Genomic DNA, 20,861 nt, shown 5'->3' on the forward strand with positions numbered 1-20,861 from the left:
ACCCGGCACCCGCCCCGGCCCCCACCCCCGCGCGACCCCTTGCACAACCCCCCACCCCGCCATACCGTTTGAGGTCAAACAACATGACGGCGACACCGTCCCGCTCCACCCCGCAGAGAGGCTGACCACGGGTGAGTGAAGCGAGCGCACCAGACATTGCCGGGACCGTCGAGGAACTGCGCGCGAACCACACGGACGTGGTCCGCGTCGTCTACCCCGACCTCATCGGCGCCGACCGCGGCCGCGACGTCCTCGTCGACCACCTGCCGAGCGCCTGCGGACACGGCCTCTCCTTCTGCCGGGCCGTCTACCACACCACCCCCCGGGGCGACGTCGTCCCCGTCGCGGGCGGACTCGACGCGGGGCTGCCCGACGTCTGCGTCCACCCGGACCTGGACACCCTGAAGCCGCTGCCCTGGGAGCCGGGCGTCGCCTGGTGCCTGGGCGACACCCGTGATCCCCTCACCGGCGAACCCGCCCCGGAGTCGCCGCGCGCCGTGCTGCGCCGGGTGCTCGCCCGCGTCGGGGAGTGCACGGGCGACGACGCCCTCTCCCCCGTCGTCGGCCCCGAGCTGGAGTACTTCCTGTGCGACGCCTCCCCAGGCGCCGCGTCCGGCTGGACCCCGTACGGCGGCGCCACAGGGAACGTGTACAGCGCCGGGCGACGCGGCGACCCGGACGGTCATCTGCTGCGCACCCTGCGGCAGTTGGACTCGCTCGGCATCGGCGCCATCGCGGGGAACCACGAGTTCGACGGCGGGCAGTTCGAGATCAACCTCCACCACTCCGACGCCCTGGACGCCGCCGACCGCGCCTTCTTCTTCAAGGCAGCCGTCAAGGAGACCGCGCGCCACGAGGGCCGCCTCGCCACCTTCATGGCCAAGCCGTTCAACGGGCTCGGCGGGTCGGGGTTCCACGTGCACCTGTCGCTGGTCGACGGCGACGGGCGGAACGTGTTCGACGATCCGCGGGCCGACGGCGGGCTCTCCGCCGCCGCCCGGCACGCCATCGGCGGCGTCCTGCGGCACGCGCCCGCGCTCGCCGCCCTGCTCAACCCCACCGTCAACTCCTACAAGCGCTTCGGGCCCGACACCCTCGCCCCCTGGCTGATCGACTGGGGCCTGGACAACCGCAGCGCCATGGTCCGCATCCCGCCCGAGCGCGGTGCGGGCACCCGCCTTGAGCTGCGCCTCGGCGACGCCTCCGCCAACCCGTACCTCCTCGTCGCGGGCACCGTCGCCGCCGTCCTGCTCGGCCTGCGCGACACACCCGACCCGCCCGCCCCGCTGGAGGGGTACGGCTACGACGAGACCGCCGCGCCCCGCCTCCCCGGCACCCTCCCCGAGGCCCTCGACGCGCTGGAGGCCGACGAGGCGCTCACCGATCTCCTCGGCGACGGCTTCACCCGCGCCTTCCTGACGTACAAGCGGAACGAGATCGACCGCTATCAACACGCCGTCACCGATTGGGAGTTCGGGGAGTACGCGTTTCTCATCTGACCTCGCTAGGAGTGCGTTTCATGCGTACGGCCGCCGTTCCACCCCTCTCCCTCGCCGACGTCGACCTCGCCGACAACGACCGGTTCACCGACCGCGCGCTGCCCTGGCGGATGTTCGACGTGCTGCGCCGCGAGGACCCCGTCCACTGGCAGCCCGAGCCCCCGCCCAACTCCGGTTTCTGGGCGGTCACCCGGCACGCCGACATCGTGCGCGTCGACCGCGACCCCGAGACCTTCACCTCCGAGATGTTCACCAACCTGGAGGAGGTGGACGACGACTACATCGCCCTGCGCCGGTCCCTCCTGGAGACCGACGGGCTCCGGCACCGTGCCATGCGGCTCATCCTGCAGAAGCGGTTCACGCCGCGCGCCGTCGCGACGTACGAGACGTTCCTGCGCGGGCTGACCGCGCGCACCCTCGACGCGGCCCTGCCCCTGGGCACCTTCGACTTCGTGCGGGAGGTCTCCGCGGACTTCCCCATCAACGTGCTCGCCCGCATGCTCGACGTCCCCGAGGAGGACACGCAGCAGCTCATCGACTGGGGCAACCGCATCATCGGCAACACCGACCCCGACTACGCCGACGTGCTCCTGGAGAGCGCGGAGAGCGACCAGTACCGCAATCTGCCCTTCAGGTCGCCCGCCTCCCTCGAAGTCTTCGCGTACGGACGGGAGTTGGCCGCCCGGCGGCGGGGCGGCAGCGGGGACGACCTGGTGAGCGCGCTGGTGAACAGCTCGCCCAAGGACGGGGTGCCGCTCTCCCCCACCGACTTCGACAACTACTTCCTGCTGCTCGTCGTGGCGGGGAACGAGACCACCCGGCACGCCATCTCGCACTCCATGCTCGCGCTCATCGAACATCCGCAGGAGCGTGCGCGGCTCGTCCGCGACCCCTCGCTCATCCCGGACGCCGTCGAGGAGTGCCTGCGGTGGGCCTCGCCCGTCTATCACTTCCGGCGGACGGCGACCCGCGACGTCGAGCTGGGCTCCAAGCTGATCAGGGAGGGCGACAAGGTGGTGCTGTGGTTCGCCTCCGGCAACCGCGACGAGGACGTCTTCCCCGATCCGTACCGCTTCGACGTCACCCGCGAGAACAACGACCACGTCACCTTCGGCAAGGGCAGCCCGCACTTCTGCCTGGGCAACTCCCTGGCCCGCCTGGAGATGCGGATCATGTTCGAGGAGCTGCTGCCGCGGCTCGCGGACATCCGCGTGGCCGGTGAGGTGCGGCGGGTGCGGTCGAACTTCGTGAACGGGATCAAGGAACTTCCCGTCACGGTGACACTGGCCTGAAGGTCAGCCGCCCGACGTGTCCAGCTCCGCGTCCTCGCTGATGCCCGCGCAGTCGTAGGGGTCCTTCAGCCAGCCGTCCGGCAGGACCACGCGGTTGTTGCCGGAGGTGCGGCCGCGCGGGCCGTCCGCGCCGACCGGCCACGCCTGGTCCAGGTCCAACTCGCCGAGCCCGTCCTCCAGTTCGGCGAGGGACGAGGTGATCGCGAGGCGCTTGCGCATCTCCGAGCCGACCGCGAAGCCCTTCAGGTACCAGGCGACGTGCTTGCGGAAGTCGATGACGCCACGCGCCTCGTCACCGATCCACTCGCCGAGCAGGGTCGCGTGGCGCAGCATGACCTTCGAGACCTCGCGCAGGTCCGGGGCCTTGGGCGCGCCCGTGCCCTCGAAGGCGGCGACCAGGTCGCCGAAGAGCCAGGGGCGGCCGAGGCAGCCGCGGCCCACGACGACGCCGTCGCAGCCCGTCTCGTCCATCATGCGGACCGCGTCCGCCGCCGACCAGATGTCTCCGTTGCCGAGGACCGGGATCTCCGGCACGTGCTCCTTGAGGCGGGCAATGGCGTCCCAGTCGGCCGTGCCGCCGTAGTGCTGCGCGGCCGTCCTGCCGTGCAGGGCGATGGCGGTCACGCCCTCCTCCACCGCGATGCGGCCCGCGTCGAGGAAGGTGATGTGCTCGTCGTTGATGCCCTTGCGCATCTTCATGGTGACGGGGAGGTCCCCGGCGCCGCTGACGGCCTCGCGCAGGATCGCGCGCAGCAGCGGACGCTTGTACGGGAGGGCGGAGCCGCCGCCCTTGCGGGTCACCTTGGGGACGGGGCAGCCGAAGTTCAGGTCGATGTGGTCGGCCAGGCCCTCCTCCGCGATCATGCGGACGGCCTTGCCGACGGTCGCCGGGTCCACGCCGTACAGCTGGATCGAGCGGGGCTTCTCCGTCTCGTCGAAGTGGATCAGCTGCATCGTCTTCTCGTTGCGCTCCACCAGGGCGCGGGTGGTGATCATCTCGCTGACGAAGAGGCCCTTGCCGCCGCTGAACTCCCGGCACAGCGTCCGGAACGGCGCGTTCGTGATCCCCGCCATGGGGGCGAGCACGACGGGCGGCTGCACGGTGTGCGGGCCGATCGACAGGGGCTGCGGCTGGGACGGCATCGATGATCTCCGGGACGGACGACGGGACCCTCTATTGTCCCTCACTCCCCGAGCGGTCGTCCCACCCTCCTCACGCGACGGTCATACGGCAGTCCCGTCCGCCGCCGAAAGCTCCGCAAGCCGCTCCAGGCGCTCCTCGGTCGCGTCGTCGGCGGGGACGTACGCGATCAGCCGGTACGCCTGCATCAGCGGGGCCATCCACATCATCCGGTGCTCCAGGCGCAGCAGCCCGACCTGCGGGTGCTGATAGCGCTTGACGTGCGGCGACATGGTCGCCACCTCGTGCCGCTCCCACAGCTCGCGGAACTCCGCGGACGCCCCGACGAGCCGGTCGCGCAGCTCCTTCCAGGCGGGCTCGGCACCGTGCTCGGCCATGGAGCCCCGGAACTTGGCGATCAGGTCGCGCAGCATCTCGTCGCGGTCGAGGAAGGTCTCCCGCCAGCTCTCGCTGGTGGCGAGGAGCCACAGGCAGTTGCGGTCGCGCGGCCGCATCGCGTCGAAGTCGCCGAAGACGTGGTTCCAGGAGCGGTTGTGCGCGAGGACGTCGTAGCGGCCGTTCTGCACGGTGGCCGGGTAGGGCGCGAGGCGGCGCAGCAGCCGCCGGACCTCCGCGGAGAGGGCGTTGCACTCCGCCTCGGGGCGGGTGTCGATGGCCCCGGCGAGCGCGAAGAGGTGCGCGCGCTCGCTGGGGTCCATGAGCAGCGCCCGTGCGATGGCGTCGATGACCTGAGCGGACACCTTGATGGGCCGGGCCTGCTCCAGCCACGTGTACCAGGTGACGCCCACGCTCGACAGGTGCGCGACCTCCTCGCGGCGCAGCCCCGGCGTGCGGCGCCTGCTGCCGCGGACCAGGCCCACCTGCTCGGGCGTGACGCGCTCGCGGCGGCTGCGGAGGAACGCGGCGAGCTCTTGGCGGCGGATGTCGGCGGTATCGGTCACAGAGCAAGGCTGCGCCATCGCTCAGCCTGTTTCCAGGTTCGCCTGGTACCAGGATAAGAAGGCTCTGGTACCCCCCTGGGAGCCGGAACATCGTCGTGTACGTGACTCTTGCGACCAGCACCGACAAGTCCCCCGCCACGGGCGCCGAGCCCGGACCGCCCGCCCTCACCCGCCTCGGCCTCCTCACCCTCCTCCTCGGCGCCTCCCTCTCCAGCATCGACTTCTTCATCGTCAACGTCGCCCTGCCCAGCATCGAGCGCGACCTGCACGCCTCCCCGGCCACGCTGGAGATGGTCGTCGCGGGGTACGCGGTGGCGTACGCCGTGCTGCTCGTGCTCGGCGGGCGGCTCGGCGACACGTACGGGCGCAGGAAGCTCTTCCTGTGGGGCGTGGCCGCCTTCGGCCTGACCTCGCTGGCCTGCGGGCTCGCGCCCGGCGCGTGGTGGCTTGTCGGGGCGCGGGTGGCGCAGGGCGCCGCGTCCGCGCTGATGCTGCCGCAGGTCCTCGGCACCCTGCACGCGACGACGCGGGGCGAGCGCCGGGCGCGGGCCGTCGCCCTGTACGGCGCCGTGAGCGGGGTCGCGGGCCTGCTCGGCCAGGCCCTCGGCGGTGCCCTGGTCGCCGCCGACCTGGGCGGTACCGGCTGGCGCGCGGTGTTCCTCGTCAACGTGCCGGTCGCCGTGGCGGCCCTGCTCGTCGGGGTGCGCACGGTGCCCGACAGCCGCGCCGAGCGGCCCGCGCGGGGCGATGTCCTCGGCACCGTCCTGTTCGCCGGTGCGCTGACCGCGCTCCTGCTGCCGCTGACGGAGGGGCGGGCGACGGGCTGGCCGCTGTGGTCGGTGCTCCTGCTGGTCGCGGCACCGCTGCTTGGCTGGGTGTTCGGGGCCGTGGAGAGCCGCGCCGAGCGGACCGGCGGCAGCCCGCTGCTGCCCCCGTCGCTGCTGCGGGAGCCCGGCGTGCGCAAGAGCCTGGTCCTCGGCCTGCCGATCTTCGTCGGGTTCAGCGGCTTCATGTTCGGCTTCGCGATCGTCCTCCAACAGGGCCTCCGCTACGGGGCGTTGAAGGCGGGCCTGACCGTGATTCCCATGGGTCTCACGCAGATCCCGGCCGCGCTGCTCGTGCCGCGTCTGGTGCGCCGCTGGGGCAGCCGTGCGATGACCCGGGCGGCCCTGGTGCACGCCGCGGGCCTCGCGGTGCTGGGCCTGACGGTGCTGTGGTCGGCGCCGTGGTCCGCCCTGAGCCCCCTGGCGCTCGCCCCCGGGCTGCTGCTGTGCGGGCTCGGCCAGGGCGTACAGCTGGCGCTCTACTACCGGGTCGCGCTGGCGGCGGTGCCCGCCGCGCGGGCGGGCGCGGGCAGCGGTCTGGCGGCGACCGTGCAGCAGTCGTGCCTGGCCGTGGGCGTGGCGACGGTCGGCTCGCTCTTCCTGTCGCTGGTGCCCGGCCTCGGCATGCGGGACGCGTTCGTGACCGCGCTCGGGGTGCAGCTCGCGGGGCTGCTCGGCCTTGCGGCGCTGAGCCTGCGGCTGCCACGACAGCTGACCTGATCAGGTCCGGTCCCGTACGCCGCCCCCGGCGCGGCCGGGCCCCGGGCCTCCGGGCGGACTACCGTCGAAAGATGCCCGATGAACTCAACCACCGCGACGGACGCCCCCACGGGCACCCCGACGGGCACCCCGACGGCCTCGACCACCGTCGGCGGATGCTCGTCCTCGCGATCTGCTGCACGAGCCTGCTGATCGTCACCCTCGACAACACGGTCCTGAACGTCGCGCTGCCCACCCTGCAGCGCGAGTTCGACGCGAGCGTCTCGGGCATGCAGTGGACGGTCGACGCGTACACGCTGGTCCTCGCCTCGCTCCTGATGCTGGCGGGGTCGACCGCCGACCGGATCGGCCGCCGCAAGATCTTCGTGGCGGGCCTGGTGATCTTCACCCTCGGCTCGGTGCTCTGCTCGCTCGCCCCCAGCCTCGAACTCCTGGTCGTCTTCCGCATGGTGCAGGCCGTCGGCGGCTCCATGCTCAACCCGGTCGCGATGTCGATCATCACCAACACCTTCACCGACCCGCGCGAACGGGCCCGCGCCATCGGCGTCTGGGGTGGTGTCGCGGGCATCTCGCTTGCGGCGGGCCCGCTGGTCGGCGGGGTGCTCGTGGACTCGGTGGGCTGGCGCTCGATCTTCCTGGTCAACCTGCCGGTGGGCCTCGCCGCGCTCTTCCTGACCCTGCGGTACGTCCCCGAGTCCCGCGCCCCGAAGCCGCGCCGCCCGGACCCGGTGGGACAGCTCCTCGTGATCGTGCTGCTCGGCGCGCTGACGTACGCGATCATCGAGGCGCCCCGCGCGGGCTGGACGTCACCGCTGATCCTCGGGTTCGCGGGCGCGGCGGCGCTCGGCCTGGTCGGACTGCTCCGGTACGAGCCGCGCCGCGCCGAGCCGCTCATCGACCTGCGCTTCTTCCGGTCGGCGCCGTTCAGCGGGGCGACGGTGATCGCGGTCTGCGCCTTCGCCGCGCTCAGCGGCTTCCTCTTCCTGTCGACGCTCTACCTCCAGGACGTGCTCGGCCTCGACGCGCTGCACGCCGGGCTGTGGATGCTGCCGATCGCGGCGCTGGCCCTGGCCTGCGGGCCGCTGTCGGGCCGCCTGGTGGGCGGCCGGGGCCCACGGATCCCGCTGCTGATCGCGGGGGTGACGATGACGGCATCGGGCGTCCTGTTCGCCGCGTTCGACGCGGCGGCGTCCGACGGCACACGGCTGATCGGTTACGTCCTCTTCGGCCTGGGCTTCGGCTTCGTGAACGCGCCGATCACCAACACCGCGGTCTCCGGGATGCCGCGCACCCAGGCGGGTGTCGCCGCGGCGGTCGCCTCCACCAGCCGCCAGATCGGCACGACCCTCGGCGTCGCGGTGATCGGCGCGGTCCTGGCGTCGGGCGTCGCCTCCTCCTCGTACGCGAAGGACTTCACGCAGGCGAGCCGTCCCGCCTGGTGGATCATCGCGGGCTGCGGACTCGCGGTGCTGGTGCTGGGGGCGGTGACGAGCGGGCGGTGGGCGCGGGAGACGGCGAGGAGGACGGCGGAGCGCCTGACGACGGAGGCCGACGAACACGCGACGCCACCCTCCCTTCGGTGACAGGTGACAGATGACGAATAACAGATGACACATGACAGATGACAGATATTGAAATCTGTCATCTGTCATGTCATGGTGGGGGCATGCGCACTCTCACTCTCGGCAACAACGGCCCCCAGACCTCCGCCCTCGGCCTCGGCTGCATGGGGATGTCCGCGCTCTACGGAGACGCGGACCGCACGGAGTCCATCGCGACGATCCACGCCGCACTCGAAGCGGGCGTCACGCTCCTCGACACCGGCGACTTCTACGCCATGGGGCACAACGAAATGCTGATCGGCGAGGCCCTCCGCTCCGCCCCGGCCACCCGCCGCGAACAGGCGCTGACCAGCGTCAAGTTCGGCGCCCTGCGCGACCCGGACGGCGGCTGGTCGGGTTACGACGGCCGCCCGGCCGCGGTCAAGAACTTCGCCGCGTACTCCCTCCAGCGCCTCGGCGTCGACCACATCGACGTCTACCGCATCGCCCGCATCGACCCCGACGTGCCCGTCGAGGAGACGGTGGGCGCCATCGCGGAACTGGTCGAGAAGGGGCACGTCCGGCACATCGGCCTCTCCGAGGTCGGCGCCGACACGCTCCGCCGCGCCGCGGCCACCGCCCCGATCTCCGACCTGCAGATCGAGTACTCCCTGATCTCGCGCGGCATCGAGGCGGAGATCCTGCCGACGGCCGCCGAGCTGGGCATCGGCGTGACGGCGTACGGGGTGCTGTCCCGCGGCCTGATCTCCGGCCACTTCACCCGCGACCGCAAGCTGGCCGCGAACGACTTCCGGTCGATGAGCCCCCGCTTCCAGGGCGAGAACCTCGACCGCAACCTCGATCTGGTCGACGCCCTGCGCAAGATCGCCGAGCAGAAGGGCGTCAGCGTCGCGCAGACCGCCATCGCCTGGGTGCTCGCGCAGGGCCCCCGGCACGACGCGGCCATCGTGCCGCTGGTCGGCGCCCGCCGCAGGGACCGGCTGACCGAGGCGCTCGGCGCGCTCGACGTGACGCTCGACGAGGCGGACCTCGCGGCGATCGAGGCGGCCGTCCCCGCAGGTGCGGCGGCCGGGGCGCGCTACCCGGACTCCCAGATGGCACACCTCGACAGCGAGCACTGATCCGCCCACGGGTACGGTCTAGCCATGGCAGCAACCGCGGCGCCCCTGACCCCCGAGCGCATCCTCGAAGCGACCGAGGAGGTGCTGCGCAGGCACGGCGCGGCCAAGGCCACGGTCGTCGACGTGGCCCGCGCCCTCGGGGTGAGCCACGGCACGGTGTACCGCCACTTCGGCACGAAGGCGGAGCTGCGCGGCGCGGTGACGCGGCGCTGGCTGGACCGTACGTCGCAGACGCTCTCGTCGATCGTCACCGGCACCGAGCCGCCCGAGACGAAGCTCCGCCATTGGCTCGCGGGCCTCTTCGCCGCCAAGCAGCACAAGGCGGGCGACGACCCCGAGCTCTTCGCCACGTACTCGGTACTGGTCGACGAGAACAGCGACGTGGTCGACGCCCACATCGCCGACCTCACGGGCCAGCTGACGGCGATCGTCCAAGAGGGCGTGGCCGACGGCGACTTCGCCTCCGCCGACCCCGCCACATCGGCCCGCGCCGTCTTCGACGCGACGAGCCGCTTCCACGACCCGTCCTACGCCGCGCACTGGTCCCGCCCCGGCATCGAGACCGCCTTCGAGGCGGTACTCGACCTGACCCTGCGCGGCCTGCGGGCCTGACGGACCCGTCCCCCCCCCTGTCACGGGTCCGTCAGGCGGTCACGGTTTCCTGTCGGACCTACTGAGGCAGAATGCCATCGCACCGCCGCATATTGCGGTGGCTGCGAGTTCGCCCCAATAGGCATCGATCAGGAACTTGTTGACGGTGCAGAGAATCGCCGCCCACGCGAGAATGATGCCCACTTTGCGGCCCACGGCTGACATCCCCCTCAGACCAGGGAGTTCAGGCAGCCGGTCACACCGGCGGCCACCACGCCGGTGGCGATCTTCTTGGCCAGGTCCTTGTTGATGCGCCCGACGACGAGCGCGGCCGCACCACCGATACCCGCCTTGAGCAGGCAGTCCTTCGCGGTCTTGGACATCGGCTTGGCCGAGAGCAGCCGCTCGCACGCCTTCTGGTCCTTCTTCTTGCCGAGGTAGCACGCCGCGGAGTTGTACTCCTGGTTCACATCCACGGCGTGGGCCGCGGGTGCGGCGCCCGCGAATATGGCGGCGGCGAGCACAATGGTGGTGAGCTTCTTCTTCATGGCCTCGTGGTCTCGTGATCTCGGAATGATTCCGACAGAAGGGGATGAGGCGGGAATCAGCGTTCGATGCGATTCCCGCGCTTCATGGATCAGATCCTGGTGGAGTCCCGAGTCGTCGACAATCCGCCGGTCCACCGGAAAGACCCGGCCACTCGGCCGGGTCTCCGTGATCAGCGGCTACCGAGGGGCAGGAGCCACCGCCTCCCCGAGGGTGAATCCCTCAGGAGGCGAGCCCTCCGCGAACAGCATCGTCACGTTCACCTTGCCCTCCCTGATCCGGCGGGCCTCGCGGTACTCCGGGGAGTCGTACCACCTTCCGATCCGGGCCAGGTCCGGGAACTCCAGGACCACCAACCGGCTGGAGTTCCACGTGCCTTCGACCGGCTCGGGGGCGGGGCCCGCCACCAGGTAGCGGCCCCCGTGGGCAAGGATCGACTTCTGGGCCAAAGGCGCGTAGGCCAAGCCTGCCTCCTCGTCCAGCACGTCGATGGTGACTATCACGTATGCAGACACTGTCCGGTCCTCATTCCCTTCGCATCAGCAGGTGGCCCCTGCGGAACCGCTCCCCCTCCCCCGGCTCCCGCAGCATGCGGCCCAGTTCGGTGAAGCCCGCCTCGCGGGCCAGCCCCGCGAGGTCGTCGATCGGCCAGCGGTACGCCGTCGTCACCTTGTGGTCGAAGGGGGTGAGCGGGTCGCCCTCCGACTCGAAGAAGGCGAGCAGGAGGTGGCCGCCGGGGGCCAGGAGGCGGTGGAACTCCTCGAAGAACGGCGGGAGTTCCTGTGGTGGCGTGTGGATCACCGAGTACCAGGACACGATGCCGGAGAGGGCCGCGTCCGGCAGGTCCAGGGCGTCCATGGAGCCGACCTCGAAGCGGATGTCCGGGTAGGCCTCGCGGGCCAGGTCGATCATCGCCGGAGACAGGTCGACGCCGTAGGCATCCAGGCCCAGGTCACGGAGGAGGGCCGTCACCGGGCCCGGGCCGCAGCCCAGTTCGGCGACGGTCCCCGCGCCGTCGGCCCGTACGTGGTCGGCGAACGCCGTGATCATCGAGCGGTCCAGGGAAGGGCCGTGGAGGTCGTCGCGGGCCATCCCCGCGTACACGGTGGCGATGGCGTCGTAGGCGTCGGCTGTGTCGGTGAGATAGGTGGAGGAAGTAGTCACGGGCGGACCCTAGGGGGTGCCTCTGACAGTCACCTCCACGGTCCCTTACAGCCCCTCCTCCGTCGGCCTGTGCTCCACGTACTCGATGAGCGTGCCGTCCCGGTGGCGGGCCGTGAAGCCCGAGCCCGTGGGGACCTTGATCAGAGGGTCCGTGACGGTCGCGCCCTCCGCCGCCAGGCGGTCCAGGTACTTCTGGGCCGAGTCCACGAGCAGCGTGCCGTGCGTGGCGCGGAACGGGGCCAGGGTCTCCTCCGTGCCCTCGATGAGGAGGAAGGCGCCGACCACGGCCAGGGCGAGGTTCTTCTCGGGGTACGCGAACCACATGTCGCGTTCCGTGCCGAGCAGGCGTTCGTAGGAGGCCGCGACGTCGTCCAGCGTGCCGGGGCCGGTGTAGACGCGGATCAGGGGGCGGGGCTCGGGCAGGTCCGTGGAGTCGTTGTGGCGGCGCCACATCGTCGGTGTCTCAGTCATGGGACCAGCCTGCGTCCGCCCAACTGCCGCAACCAGACAGGCATCCATGGGGGTGACCCCAGGTCATACGCTGGGATCATGGCGACCACAGCGGCGACCCCGACGGCGACCAGCGCCCTCCGGCAGCGACTCGGGGGCTTCCTGCGCGCCTACCGCGAGCACCTCTCCCCCAGCGACGTCGGGCTGCCGCACACCTCGCGCAGGCGCACCTCAGGGCTGCGCCGCGAGGAGGTGGCGGCGCTCTCCGGCGTCTCCGTGGCCTGGTACACGTGGCTGGAGCAGGGCCGCGTGGACACCTCCCGGCAGGTGCTCGACGCCGTCGCCCGTGCCCTGCGCCTCGACGACGCCGCCCACCGGCACGCCCTCGCCCTCGCCGGGTTCGCCCCCGCCGCGGCGGACAGGACCGCCTCGTACGACCCGGATCTCCGCGCCATGCTGGACAGTTGGCCCGACAGCCCGGCGCTGCTCCTCGGCCCCGCCCTGGACATCCTCGCCTGGAACCGCGCGTACACGGCCGTGTGGCCCGACCCCGCCCGCACTCCTGAGGACCGGCGCAATCTGCTGCTCCTGCTGGTCGGGGACGCCTCGCACCAGCGCGTGCTGCCCGGCTGGGAGTCCGTCGCCACGGAGCTCTACCGGCACCTGCGCACCCGCGCGGACCGCAGCCCCGACGACGAGAGCTTCCGGCGGCTCACCGGACGGCTCGACTCCGTGCGGCCCGACCTGGCGGCCTGGTGGGCGTGCCGTTCGGTGGGCGACTTCGCCTCGCGGACCGTCGAGCTCACGCCACAGGGCGCGCGCACCCCGCGGCCGTACGGCATGACGCTGCTGCTCACCCCGCGGCCCCAGGACACGTCGGTCCTCGTACAGACGCCCCACGCCGCTCCAGGGCCCCGCTAGGACGCCGACGGATCCACCGTCGCCTGGTGCTCCTCCGTCAGGTGTTCCTCGGCCTTGAGCCACGGAAGGAACTGCGCCTTCCTGCTCCATCCGCAGGTCCCGCAGCTCAACTGCCGTTGCACACCCGCCTTCTGGACCTCGACGACGTGCTCGCGCCCGTGCTGGTCCCAGCGCCTGACCTTGCTCGTGGTCTTTGGAAGCATGCGGCTCAGTGTGCACAGAAGCCCCCGGTTCCATAACCCGGAACCGGGGGCTTCCCGTGGCTCGCCTCAGCGCACGTACAGGCTTACGAGCGTCAGCAGCCCACGAGACGCGTCGCGAGGTAGCCCTCGATCTGGTCGAGGGAGACGCGCTCCTGCTTCATGGTGTCGCGCTCGCGCACCGTCACCGCGTTGTCGTCGAGGGTGTCGAAGTCGACGGTGACGCAGTACGGCGTGCCGATCTCGTCCTGGCGGCGGTAGCGGCGGCCGATGGCGCCCGCGTCGTCGAACTCGATGTTCCAGTTCTGCCGCAGGGCCGTGGCGAGGCCCTTGGCCTTCGGGGACAGCTCCGGGTTGCGCGAGAGCGGCAGGACCGCGACCTTCACCGGGGCGATGCGGTGGTCGAAGCGCATGACCGTGCGCTTCTCCAGCTTGCCCTTGGCGTTGGGGGCCTCGTCCTCGAAGTACGAGTCGAGGAGGAAGGCGAGCATGGTGCGGCCGAGACCGGCCGCGGGCTCGATGACGTACGGCGTGTAGCGCTCGCCCGCCTCCTGGTCGAAGTAGGACAGGTCCTGGCCGGACGCCTTGGAGTGCGCGGTCAGGTCGTAGTCCGTGCGGTTGGCGACGCCTTCCAGCTCGCCCCACTCGCTGCCGCCGAACTGGAAGCGGTACTCGATGTCAGCGGTGCGCTTGGAGTAGTGGGAGAGCTTCTCCTTCGGGTGCTCGTACCACCGCATGTTCTCCTCGCGCAGGCCCAGGCCGGTGTACCAGTTCCAGCGCTGCTCCATCCAGTACTCCTGCCACTTCTCGTCCTCGCCCGGCTTGACGAAGAACTCCATCTCCATCTGCTCGAACTCGCGGGTGCGGAAGATGAAGTTGCCGGGCGTGATCTCGTTGCGGAAGGACTTGCCCGTCTGCGCGATGCCGAACGGCGGCTTGCGGCGCGAGGTCTGCTGGACCTGGGCGAAGTTGGTGAAGATGCCCTGCGCGGTCTCGGGGCGCAGGTAGGCGACGGAGCCGGTGTCCTGCGTGGGGCCGAGGTGCGTGGCGAGCATGCCGGAGAACTGCTTGGGCTCGGTGAACTGGCCCTTGGTGCCGCAGTTGGGGCAGTTGATGTCCGCGAGGCCGTTGGCCGGCGGGCGGTTGTGCTTGGCCTCGTAGGCCTCTTCCAGGTGGTCGGCGCGGTGGCGCTTGTGACAGGAGAGGCACTCGGTGAGCGGGTCGGAGAAGGTCTTGAGGTGGCCGGAGGCCTCCCAGACCTCGCTCGCCAGGATCACCGAGGAGTCGATGCCGACAACGTCCTCGCGCGAGGTGACCATGTAGCGCCACCACTGGCGCTTGAGGTTCTCCTTCAGCTCGACGCCCAGCGGTCCGTAGTCCCAGGCGGCGCGCTGACCGCCGTAGATCTCACTGCAGGGGAAAACGAAGCCACGGCGCTTGCTGAGGCTGACGATGGTGTCGATCTTGTCGGCGGCCACGGTGCTCTCTTCATTACGACGGCGGACGAAGCAAGTACTGCCGGAGCAGCGGCTTCGGGAGCGAATGCTTCAGGTTACCGGCGGCCTTACCCCCCTAATCAAATCGGTTCCCCGCGTACGTCCTCGCGCACGTCCCCGCGCAGGCCCCCATGGAGGCCTTGTTGACAATCGTTTCCACATTTGTTGAAAATGAGTGTCATGAACGTACGACGCCTCATACCCACCGCCGCCCTTGCCTCCGCCACGGTCCTCGGCCTCACGGCGCTGACCGCCTGCTCCACCTCCGCCGCGGACGACAAGGACGGCAAGCTGGACGTCGTGGCGTCGTTCTACCCCATGCAGTACCTCGCGGAGCAGATCGGCGGCGACCACGTCTCCGTCACCACCCTCACCGAGCCCGGCCAGGAGCCGCACGACCTCGACGTCTCCGCCCGGCAGCGCGGGGAGCTCGAAGAGTCCGACGTCGCCCTCTACCTCAAGGGCCTGCAGCCCGCCGTCGACGACGCCATCGACCAGTCCGGCATCAAGACCAAGGTCGACGCCGCCTCGCTGACCAGCATGGAGAAGCACGGCAACGAGGTCGGCGGGCACGCAGAGGAGCACGACGACCACGGCCACGACCACTCCCACGAAGGCGCCGACCCCCACATCTGGCTCGACCCGGTGAAGTACTCCGAGGTCGCCGAGGGCGTCGGCAAGGCCCTGGAGAAGGCCGACCCGGACCACGCGAAGACGTACAAGAAGAACACCGCGGCCCTCGTGAAGAAGCTCGGCGCCCTGGACAAGAGCTTCGAGAACGGCCTGAAGGACACCACGTCCGGCACCAAGTCCGGATCCTCGAAGGTCTTCATCACCACCCACGCCGCCTTCGGCTACCTCGCCGAGCGCTACGGCCTCACCGAGGAGGCCATCAGCGGCCTGGACCCCGAGGCCGAGCCGAGCGCCAAGCGCGTCAAGGACCTCCAGAAGATGGCGAAGGCCGACGGCGTCACCACGGTCTTCTACGAGACCCTCGTCAGCGACAAGACGGCGAAGACCCTCGCCAAGGACGCCGGTCTGAAGACCGATGTGCTCGACCCCATCGAGGGCATCACCGACGACTCCAAGGGTGACGACTACATCCAGGTCATGGAGTCCAACCTCAAGGCCCTGCAGAAGGCCCTGGGCACCAAGTGACCCCCACCCCCGCGGCTACGGAGGGACGAGCCATGAGCAGCAAGCACGATCACACGGGCGAAGCCGTCATATCCCTGCGCAAGGTGACGGCCGAGCTCGGCTCGCGCCCCGTGCTGCGCGGCATCGACCTCACCGTGGGGCGCGGCGAGGTCGTCGCCCTCCTCGGCGCCAACGGCTCGGGCAAGTCCACGGCCGTGCGCACGGTCATAGGGCAGGTCCCCGTCACCGGCGGCGAGGTCGAGATCTTCGGCACCCCGCGCCGCCGCTTCCGCGACTGGGCCCGCGTCGGGTACGTCCCGCAGCGCACCACCGCCGCGGGCGGCGTCCCCGCCACCATCACCGAGGTCGTCTCCTCCGGGCGGCTCTCCCGCGCCCGCCTCGGGATCATGCGCAAGGCCGACCGCGAGGCCGTCGCCCGCGCCATCGACCTGGTGGACCTCTCCGACCGCGCCAAGGACTCCGTCAACGCGCTCTCCGGCGGCCAGCACCAGCGGGTCCTCATCGCCCGCGCGCTGGCCTCCGAGCCGGAGCTGCTGATCATGGACGAGCCGATGGCGGGCGTCGACCTGGCCAGCCAGGAGGTCCTCGCGGCCACCCTGCGCCAGCAGGTCGCGGGCGGCGCGTCCGTGCTGCTCGTCCTGCACGAGCTCGGCCCCCTGGAGCCCCTGATCGACCGTGCCGTGGTCCTGCGCGACGGCTGCGTCCTGCACGACGGCCCGCCGCCGCGCGCGGTCGGCCAGCACGCGCTGCCCGGCCACGACCACGTCCACCCGCACCCCGCCGACGCGGAGCCGGTCCGTACCGGCCTGCTGACCTGAGGACGCAAGAACGATGGAACTCCTCAACTACGCCTTCATGCAGCGGGCCCTGCTCGCCGCCGTCCTGGTCGGCATCACCGCGCCCGCCGTCGGCATCTACCTCGTCCAGCGCCGCCAGGCCCTGATGGGCGACGGCATCGGCCACGTCGCGATGACCGGCGTCGGCCTCGGCTTCCTCCTGTCGACGTCTCCCGTGTGGATGGCGACGGCGGTCGCGATCGTCGGCGCCGTCGTCATGGAGCTGATCCGCTGGTACGGCAAGACGCGCGGCGACATCGCCCTGGCGATGCTGTTCTACGGCGGCATGGCGGGCGGCGTCATGTTCATCAACCTCGCCCCCGGCGGCTCGAACGCGAACCTCCAGTCGTACCTCTTCGGCTCGCTCTCGACGGTCTCCGAAGAGGACGTCTCGGCGATCTGCCTGCTGGCCGCCTTTGTGGTCCTCGTCACGGTGGGCCTGCGCCGCCAGCTCTTCGCGGTCAGCCAGGACGAGGAGTTCGCGCGCGTCACGGGCCTCCCGGTCCGCGTCCTGAACCTGCTGACCGCGGTGACCGCGGCGGTCACCGTCACCGTCGCCATGCGCGTCGTGGGCCTGCTCCTGGTCTCCGCGCTGATGGTGGTGCCGGTGGCGGCCGCCCAGCAGCTCACCCGGAGCTTCGCGGCGACCTTCGCGGTCTCGGTGGCGATCGGCATCGCCGTGACGCTCGGCGGCACGGTCACGTCGTACTACCAGGACGTGCCGCCCGGCGCGACGATCGTGCTGCTCACCATCGGCGTCTTCATCGCCCTCACCGTCCTCGCGACGCCACTGGCCAGGCGCAGAGCGCGGGCGGCCGCCGCGGCTGAGGCGGCCGGGGATCCCGCGGAGTGCTCGGTACCGGCCCAGTCGGTGGCCAAGACCTGACCTGCGTCCAGGCCGACCTGGCACAATGGCCCGGCAGGCCCAGACCAGAGCGCAGACGCGAGGAGGCAACCGTGGGAGCCCCGGTTCGAGGCAGGTCGACCCGCCAGCGTGCGGCGGTGGCCGCGGCACTCGACGACGTGGACGAGTTCCGCAGTGCGCAGGAGCTGCACGACATGCTCAAGCACAAGGGCGACTCGGTCGGTCTGACCACGGTCTACCGCACCCTCCAGTCCCTGGCCGACGCGGGCGAGGTCGACGCCCTGCGCACCAATGAGGGCGAGACGGTCTACCGCCGCTGCTCGACCGGCGACCACCACCATCACCTGGTCTGCCGCGTCTGCGGCAAGGCCGTCGAGGTCGAGGGCCCCGCGGTCGAGAAGTGGGCCGAGGCGATCGCCACGGAGCACGGCTTCGTGAACGTGGCGCACACGGTGGAGATCTTCGGCACGTGCCAGGAGTGCGCGAACAAGTAGTCGTACGTAGTCGTACGTACGCGAGAGGGCCCGCACCGTCGTTCCGACGGGCGGGCCCTCTCGCATGCTGGTGCCGCCAACTGGCTAACTGTTGGCGATCTGCTCCTCGTTGGGGATCGCCCCGCCGAAGCGGCGGTCGCGCGAGGCGTATTCGAGGCAGGCGCGCCACAGGTCGCGCCGGTCGAAGTCCGGCCACAGGACGTCCTGGAAGACCATCTCGGCGTAGGCGCTCTGCCAGAGGAGGTAGTTGGAGGTGCGCTGCTCGCCGCTCGGGCGGAGGAAGAGGTCGACGTCCGGCATGTCCGCGTAGTACAGGTACTTCGCGAACGTCTTCTCGTTGACCTTGGACGGGTTGAGCCGCCCCGCCTTCACGTCCTCCGCGAGGGCCTGCGCCGCGTCCGCGATCTCGGCGCGGCCGCCGTAGTTCATGCAGAAGTACAGGGTCAGCTTGTCGTTGTCCTTGGTCTGCTCCTGGGAGATCTCCAGCTCCCTGGCGACCGACTTCCACAGCTTGGGCATCCGCCCCACCCAGCGCACCCGCACGCCCAGGCCGTCCAGCTGGTCGCGGGTCTTGCGGATGAAGTCGCGGTTGAAGTTCATCAGGAACTTCACCTCGTCCGGCGACCGCTTCCAGTTCTCGGTGGAGAAGGCGTAGAGCGAGATCGCACCGACGCCCATCTCGATGCTGCCCTGCAGTACGTCGAGGACGCGCTCGGCGCCGACCTTGTGGCCCTCGGTGCGCGGCAGGCCGCGGTCCTTCGCCCAGCGTCCGTTGCCGTCCATGACGATCGCCACGTGCTGCGGGACCAGCTCGCCGGGGATCTTCGGCGGTCGCGCGCCCGAGGGGTGGGGCTCGGGCAGCTGGTACTCGCGGCGGGACCGTCCGAGGATTCCGCGTCGTGCCATGGGGGGTCTCTCTCCTACCTAGCTGTTCACTGCACGCGACGTACTCACGTGCTCACGTACTGACGTGCCTACGTGCTTTTCTCTACGTACCGCAAAGAGCGCAGTCCGCGCTCCAGGTGCCAGTGCAGATAGGCGGAAACAAGCCCGCTGCCCTCCCTGGCGTGCCGCGCCTCGCACGCGTCCGCCGTCTCCCAGTCGCCGGTGAGCAGCGCGCCGAGAAGCGTGAGCGTCTCCGCCGACGGCACGACGCTGCCGGGCACCCGGCAGTCGACGCAAATCGATCCGCCCGCGGCGACCGAAAAAAAGCGGTTCGGTCCCGGCATGCCGCACTTCGCGCAGTCCGTGAAGCTCGGCGCGTAGCCGTTCACGGCGAGGGAGCGGAGCAGGAAGGCGTCGAGGACGAGGTGGGGCTCGTGCTCGCCCCGGGACAGCACGCGCAGTGCGCCGACGAGCAGCAGATACTGCTGCACCGCGGGCTCGCCCTCGTGGTCCGTGAACCGCTCGGCGGTCTCCAGCATGGCCGTCCCGGCCGTGTAGCGCGCGTAGTCCGTGACGATGCCGCCACCGTACGGAGCGATGGTCTCACTCTGCGTGCACAACGGCAGCCCGCGCCCGACCAGTTCGCTCCCCCGCGCGAAGAACTGCACGTCGACGTGCGAGAACGGCTCCAGCCGCGCCCCGAACTTCGACTTCGTCCGCCGCACCCCACGCGCGACGGCCCGCACGCGTCCGTGACCGCGCGTGAGCAAGGTGATGATGCGGTCCGCTTCACCCAGCTTCTGGGTGCGCAGCACGATGCCGTCGTCGCGGAACAGGCTCATGGGCCCATTCTCGCGTATGGATCGGCCTCACAAGTCGTCGGGGAGCAATCGGAACGCCCGGTGCGCGGTCAGGGGGCGCATCATCCGGAAGTGCGCGTCGCAGGTCAGCATGTCGGCGGTCTGGAAGGCCGCCGCGAGAGTCACGTTCATGGCGTCCGCCAGACCGACGCCCTTGCCTCCCGCAGCGTCGCCATACCCGCGCATCACCGCCATCGCTCCGCGAAGATGGGGAGCCGCCTCCGGGATCTCGAAGCGGCGGGCTTCCGCCTGGCGCGCGATGAAGTCGAGGGCCGTCATGGACGCCTGGGCCCCCACCCGCTGGGTCAGCAAGTAGTCGAGTTCGGTGAGCACCATGGGCGAGACGACCAGGTGCCCGACGCGGGCGAGCGCCTCCCTGTGCACCGCGTGGCGCGGGTCCTTCGGCGTGAACAGGCGGTACAGGGCGTTGGTGTCCGCGATCGCCACGGGAATCTCAGGCATCCCCAGCCCCCATATCGCCCATGCCTCGCAGGACCTCGTCGATCTCGTCATCCGTGAGCGCCGGACCTTCCAGGTCCGGAAGGTCGAGCAGGCCCATCGGATCGGTGCGGAACGGGTAGGAGGGCTGCCCCAGGCGCCCGCCCCTCGGCACGATGTCCCCTATCGGCACACCGTCCTTGGTGATCGTCACCGTCTCGCCCGCCTCCACGCGGGCCATGACTCGGGACGTCTGCTGGTTGAGCTCCCGCAGGGGGACGTCATTGCCGCTCTCCGTGTTTCCAGCCATGATTTCAGCGTACTACTCGTTCTACACCCTGGCCCGCCCGCTCCGGTCAGGTCACCTCGCCCCGGCTCCGTGCGTTCGCGTACGCCGTCGCCGCGCGCAGCCGCTCCGCGGTCGTCGCCGTGCGGACGGCCTCCGGGGCGCAGTCCCACTCGCGGCCCCCTCCGTAGGGGCGCAGCTGGACGTACGGCCCCTCGTGGCCCATCACCCGGCCCACACGGCCGCTCCTGGTGTCCACGACGTACGCCCCGACGGGCAGGTTCAGCGGAAGGTTCATGGCGCACTCCTCAGCGCGGCGGCCAGACGCGCCGCCACATCGACGGAACAACCCCCCAATTCGACCCTCGGACACGGGGCTTCCCGCGCCTCTGACGCGGGGTCGATCCTCAATGACGGCAAGGTAATTCCCACCCGCGCGAGTGCGGCGCGCAATTCCTTCACGGTGTCCTCCGCCTGTTCGATACATGCCACTGCATGCTTCTTTCCGTCGGCCTTCACGTGGCTCCCCTTTGCCTCCGGATTTCACTCTTCTCGCCCCTACGGTGACGCA

At 70.7% G+C, this 20,861-nt stretch carries 24 protein-coding genes; 11 read left to right on the plus strand and 13 right to left on the minus strand.

Annotated features, from left to right (window positions below; genetic code table 11):
• The first annotated feature begins 131 nt into the window (after positions 1–131).
• Together AC068B_RS02940 and AC068B_RS02945 are read left to right on the plus strand one after the other, a co-directional pair.
• On the plus strand, positions 132–1,499 hold the full coding sequence (locus AC068B_RS02940; RefSeq protein WP_478668582.1) for a glutamine synthetase family protein: 1,368 nt from the start codon (positions 132–134) through the stop codon (positions 1,497–1,499).
• A 20-nt stretch (positions 1,500–1,519) separates the two neighbouring features.
• Complete coding sequence (locus AC068B_RS02945) at positions 1,520–2,791, plus strand: cytochrome P450 (RefSeq protein WP_478668584.1); 1,272 nt, start codon at positions 1,520–1,522, stop codon at positions 2,789–2,791.
• A gap of 3 nt (positions 2,792–2,794) precedes the next feature.
• On the opposite strand, the gene dusB is transcribed toward AC068B_RS02945, so the two are convergent.
• Positions 2,795–3,934, minus strand: coding sequence for a tRNA dihydrouridine synthase DusB (dusB, locus tag AC068B_RS02950; RefSeq protein WP_466136837.1), 1,140 nt, complete (start codon positions 3,932–3,934; stop codon positions 2,795–2,797).
• An 81-nt stretch (positions 3,935–4,015) separates the two neighbouring features.
• Complete coding sequence (locus AC068B_RS02955) at positions 4,016–4,891, minus strand: helix-turn-helix transcriptional regulator (protein WP_478668585.1); 876 nt, start codon at positions 4,889–4,891, stop codon at positions 4,016–4,018.
• Between the two features lie 83 nt (positions 4,892–4,974).
• On the opposite strand from AC068B_RS02955, the gene AC068B_RS02960 reads away from it, so the two are divergent.
• The 4 genes from AC068B_RS02960 (at position 4,975) to AC068B_RS02975 (ending at position 9,712) form a co-directional block, all read left to right on the plus strand.
• Entirely contained in the window at positions 4,975–6,417 is a 1,443-nt protein-coding gene (locus tag AC068B_RS02960) for an MFS transporter (protein ID WP_478668587.1), read from the plus strand.
• A gap of 155 nt (positions 6,418–6,572) precedes the next feature.
• Positions 6,573–8,000 carry an MFS transporter gene (locus tag AC068B_RS02965; protein ID WP_478669228.1) on the plus strand — a complete coding sequence of 476 codons (1,428 nt, stop codon included), beginning with the start codon at positions 6,573–6,575 and terminating at the stop codon, positions 7,998–8,000.
• 83 nt (positions 8,001–8,083) lie between these two features.
• Positions 8,084–9,100 (plus strand): aldo/keto reductase, encoded by a 1,017-nt coding sequence (locus AC068B_RS02970; RefSeq protein ID WP_478668588.1) that lies wholly within the window; start codon positions 8,084–8,086, stop codon positions 9,098–9,100.
• Between the two features lie 24 nt (positions 9,101–9,124).
• On the plus strand, positions 9,125–9,712 hold the full coding sequence (locus AC068B_RS02975; RefSeq protein ID WP_478668589.1) for a TetR/AcrR family transcriptional regulator: 588 nt from the start codon (positions 9,125–9,127) through the stop codon (positions 9,710–9,712).
• Positions 9,713–9,921: 209 nt separating this feature from the next.
• Here AC068B_RS02975 and AC068B_RS02980 read toward each other — a convergent pair whose 3' ends face one another.
• From AC068B_RS02980 to AC068B_RS02995, 4 genes are all read right to left on the minus strand, one after another.
• The gene (locus AC068B_RS02980; RefSeq protein ID WP_478668591.1) at positions 9,922–10,239 is read right to left on the minus strand and encodes a hypothetical protein; all 318 of its coding nucleotides are present in this window, start codon (positions 10,237–10,239) and stop codon (positions 9,922–9,924) included.
• A 177-nt stretch (positions 10,240–10,416) separates the two neighbouring features.
• Positions 10,417–10,752 carry a DUF1330 domain-containing protein gene (locus AC068B_RS02985; protein ID WP_478668592.1) on the minus strand — a complete coding sequence of 112 codons (336 nt, stop codon included), beginning with the start codon at positions 10,750–10,752 and terminating at the stop codon, positions 10,417–10,419.
• A 10-nt stretch (positions 10,753–10,762) separates the two neighbouring features.
• Complete coding sequence (locus AC068B_RS02990; RefSeq protein WP_478668594.1) at positions 10,763–11,401, minus strand: class I SAM-dependent DNA methyltransferase; 639 nt, start codon at positions 11,399–11,401, stop codon at positions 10,763–10,765.
• A 45-nt stretch (positions 11,402–11,446) separates the two neighbouring features.
• Entirely contained in the window at positions 11,447–11,872 is a 426-nt protein-coding gene (locus AC068B_RS02995; protein ID WP_478668595.1) for a hypothetical protein, read from the minus strand.
• Between the two features lie 78 nt (positions 11,873–11,950).
• On the opposite strand from AC068B_RS02995, the gene AC068B_RS03000 reads away from it, so the two are divergent.
• Positions 11,951–12,772 (plus strand): helix-turn-helix domain-containing protein, encoded by an 822-nt coding sequence (locus AC068B_RS03000; RefSeq protein WP_478668596.1) that lies wholly within the window; start codon positions 11,951–11,953, stop codon positions 12,770–12,772.
• On the opposite strand, the gene AC068B_RS03005 is transcribed toward AC068B_RS03000, so the two are convergent.
• Entirely contained in the window at positions 12,769–12,975 is a 207-nt protein-coding gene (locus AC068B_RS03005) for a hypothetical protein (RefSeq protein WP_478668598.1), read from the minus strand. The genes AC068B_RS03000 and AC068B_RS03005 overlap by 4 nt on opposite strands.
• Before the next feature lie 92 nt (positions 12,976–13,067).
• Positions 13,068–14,450 (minus strand): glycine--tRNA ligase, encoded by a 1,383-nt coding sequence (locus AC068B_RS03010; protein WP_478668599.1) that lies wholly within the window; start codon positions 14,448–14,450, stop codon positions 13,068–13,070.
• Between the two features lie 198 nt (positions 14,451–14,648).
• Here AC068B_RS03010 and AC068B_RS03015 point away from each other — a divergent pair, with 198 nt between their 5' ends.
• The 4 genes from AC068B_RS03015 (at position 14,649) to AC068B_RS03030 (ending at position 17,821) form a co-directional block, all read left to right on the plus strand.
• Positions 14,649–15,626 (plus strand): metal ABC transporter substrate-binding protein, encoded by a 978-nt coding sequence (locus AC068B_RS03015; RefSeq protein ID WP_478668601.1) that lies wholly within the window; start codon positions 14,649–14,651, stop codon positions 15,624–15,626.
• A gap of 32 nt (positions 15,627–15,658) precedes the next feature.
• On the plus strand, positions 15,659–16,444 hold the full coding sequence (locus tag AC068B_RS03020; RefSeq protein ID WP_478668602.1) for a metal ABC transporter ATP-binding protein: 786 nt from the start codon (positions 15,659–15,661) through the stop codon (positions 16,442–16,444).
• 13 nt (positions 16,445–16,457) lie between these two features.
• Positions 16,458–17,348, plus strand: coding sequence for a metal ABC transporter permease (locus AC068B_RS03025; protein ID WP_468562225.1), 891 nt, complete (start codon positions 16,458–16,460; stop codon positions 17,346–17,348).
• A gap of 71 nt (positions 17,349–17,419) precedes the next feature.
• On the plus strand, positions 17,420–17,821 hold the full coding sequence (locus tag AC068B_RS03030) for a Fur family transcriptional regulator (RefSeq protein ID WP_356262234.1): 402 nt from the start codon (positions 17,420–17,422) through the stop codon (positions 17,819–17,821).
• 84 nt (positions 17,822–17,905) lie between these two features.
• Here the strand turns inward: AC068B_RS03030 and AC068B_RS03035 are convergent, their stop codons facing one another.
• The 5 genes from AC068B_RS03035 to AC068B_RS03055 form a co-directional block, all read right to left on the minus strand.
• Positions 17,906–18,727: an isoprenyl transferase gene (locus tag AC068B_RS03035; protein ID WP_478668604.1), complete on the minus strand. Its 822-nt coding sequence runs from the start codon at positions 18,725–18,727 to the stop codon at positions 17,906–17,908.
• A 68-nt stretch (positions 18,728–18,795) separates the two neighbouring features.
• A complete protein-coding gene (gene recO / locus AC068B_RS03040; RefSeq protein WP_055563156.1) occupies positions 18,796–19,548 on the minus strand; it encodes a DNA repair protein RecO in 753 nt (250 codons plus the stop codon).
• 27 nt (positions 19,549–19,575) lie between these two features.
• Complete coding sequence (locus AC068B_RS03045; protein ID WP_478668606.1) at positions 19,576–20,028, minus strand: PIN domain-containing protein; 453 nt, start codon at positions 20,026–20,028, stop codon at positions 19,576–19,578.
• The gene (locus tag AC068B_RS03050; RefSeq protein WP_478668607.1) at positions 20,021–20,314 is read right to left on the minus strand and encodes a type II toxin-antitoxin system Phd/YefM family antitoxin; all 294 of its coding nucleotides are present in this window, start codon (positions 20,312–20,314) and stop codon (positions 20,021–20,023) included. Before AC068B_RS03050 ends, AC068B_RS03045 begins: the two co-directional genes overlap by 8 nt.
• Positions 20,315–20,360: 46 nt before the next feature.
• A complete protein-coding gene (locus AC068B_RS03055; protein WP_478668609.1) occupies positions 20,361–20,588 on the minus strand; it encodes a hypothetical protein in 228 nt (75 codons plus the stop codon).
• Positions 20,589–20,861: the final 273 nt, after the last annotated feature.

This window comes from Streptomyces sp. NPDC042371 (genome assembly GCF_056437465.1).

What these genes read in the sequence shown, in the direction of transcription:
- AC068B_RS02945 (WP_478668584.1), top strand. Translation starts at nt 1,520, where the DNA reads ATGCGTACGGCCGCCGTTCCACCCCTCTCCCTCGCCGACGTCGACCTC.
- dusB (WP_466136837.1), bottom strand. Translation starts at nt 3,934, where the DNA reads ATGCCGTCCCAGCCGCAGCCCCTGTCGATCGGCCCGCACACCGTGCAG.
- AC068B_RS02955 (WP_478668585.1), bottom strand. Translation starts at nt 4,891, where the DNA reads ATGGCGCAGCCTTGCTCTGTGACCGATACCGCCGACATCCGCCGCCAA.
- AC068B_RS02965 (WP_478669228.1), top strand. Translation starts at nt 6,573, where the DNA reads ATGCTCGTCCTCGCGATCTGCTGCACGAGCCTGCTGATCGTCACCCTC.
- AC068B_RS02970 (WP_478668588.1), top strand. Translation starts at nt 8,084, where the DNA reads ATGCGCACTCTCACTCTCGGCAACAACGGCCCCCAGACCTCCGCCCTC.
- AC068B_RS02975 (WP_478668589.1), top strand. Translation starts at nt 9,125, where the DNA reads ATGGCAGCAACCGCGGCGCCCCTGACCCCCGAGCGCATCCTCGAAGCG.
- AC068B_RS02980 (WP_478668591.1), bottom strand. Translation starts at nt 10,239, where the DNA reads ATGAAGAAGAAGCTCACCACCATTGTGCTCGCCGCCGCCATATTCGCG.
- AC068B_RS02995 (WP_478668595.1), bottom strand. Translation starts at nt 11,872, where the DNA reads ATGACTGAGACACCGACGATGTGGCGCCGCCACAACGACTCCACGGAC.
- AC068B_RS03000 (WP_478668596.1), top strand. Translation starts at nt 11,951, where the DNA reads ATGGCGACCACAGCGGCGACCCCGACGGCGACCAGCGCCCTCCGGCAG.
- AC068B_RS03005 (WP_478668598.1), bottom strand. Translation starts at nt 12,975, where the DNA reads ATGCTTCCAAAGACCACGAGCAAGGTCAGGCGCTGGGACCAGCACGGG.
- AC068B_RS03015 (WP_478668601.1), top strand. Translation starts at nt 14,649, where the DNA reads ATGAACGTACGACGCCTCATACCCACCGCCGCCCTTGCCTCCGCCACG.
- AC068B_RS03020 (WP_478668602.1), top strand. Translation starts at nt 15,659, where the DNA reads ATGAGCAGCAAGCACGATCACACGGGCGAAGCCGTCATATCCCTGCGC.
- AC068B_RS03025 (WP_468562225.1), top strand. Translation starts at nt 16,458, where the DNA reads ATGGAACTCCTCAACTACGCCTTCATGCAGCGGGCCCTGCTCGCCGCC.
- AC068B_RS03035 (WP_478668604.1), bottom strand. Translation starts at nt 18,727, where the DNA reads ATGGCACGACGCGGAATCCTCGGACGGTCCCGCCGCGAGTACCAGCTG.
- recO (WP_055563156.1), bottom strand. Translation starts at nt 19,548, where the DNA reads ATGAGCCTGTTCCGCGACGACGGCATCGTGCTGCGCACCCAGAAGCTG.
- AC068B_RS03045 (WP_478668606.1), bottom strand. Translation starts at nt 20,028, where the DNA reads ATGCCTGAGATTCCCGTGGCGATCGCGGACACCAACGCCCTGTACCGC.
- AC068B_RS03050 (WP_478668607.1), bottom strand. Translation starts at nt 20,314, where the DNA reads ATGGCTGGAAACACGGAGAGCGGCAATGACGTCCCCCTGCGGGAGCTC.
- AC068B_RS03055 (WP_478668609.1), bottom strand. Translation starts at nt 20,588, where the DNA reads ATGAACCTTCCGCTGAACCTGCCCGTCGGGGCGTACGTCGTGGACACC.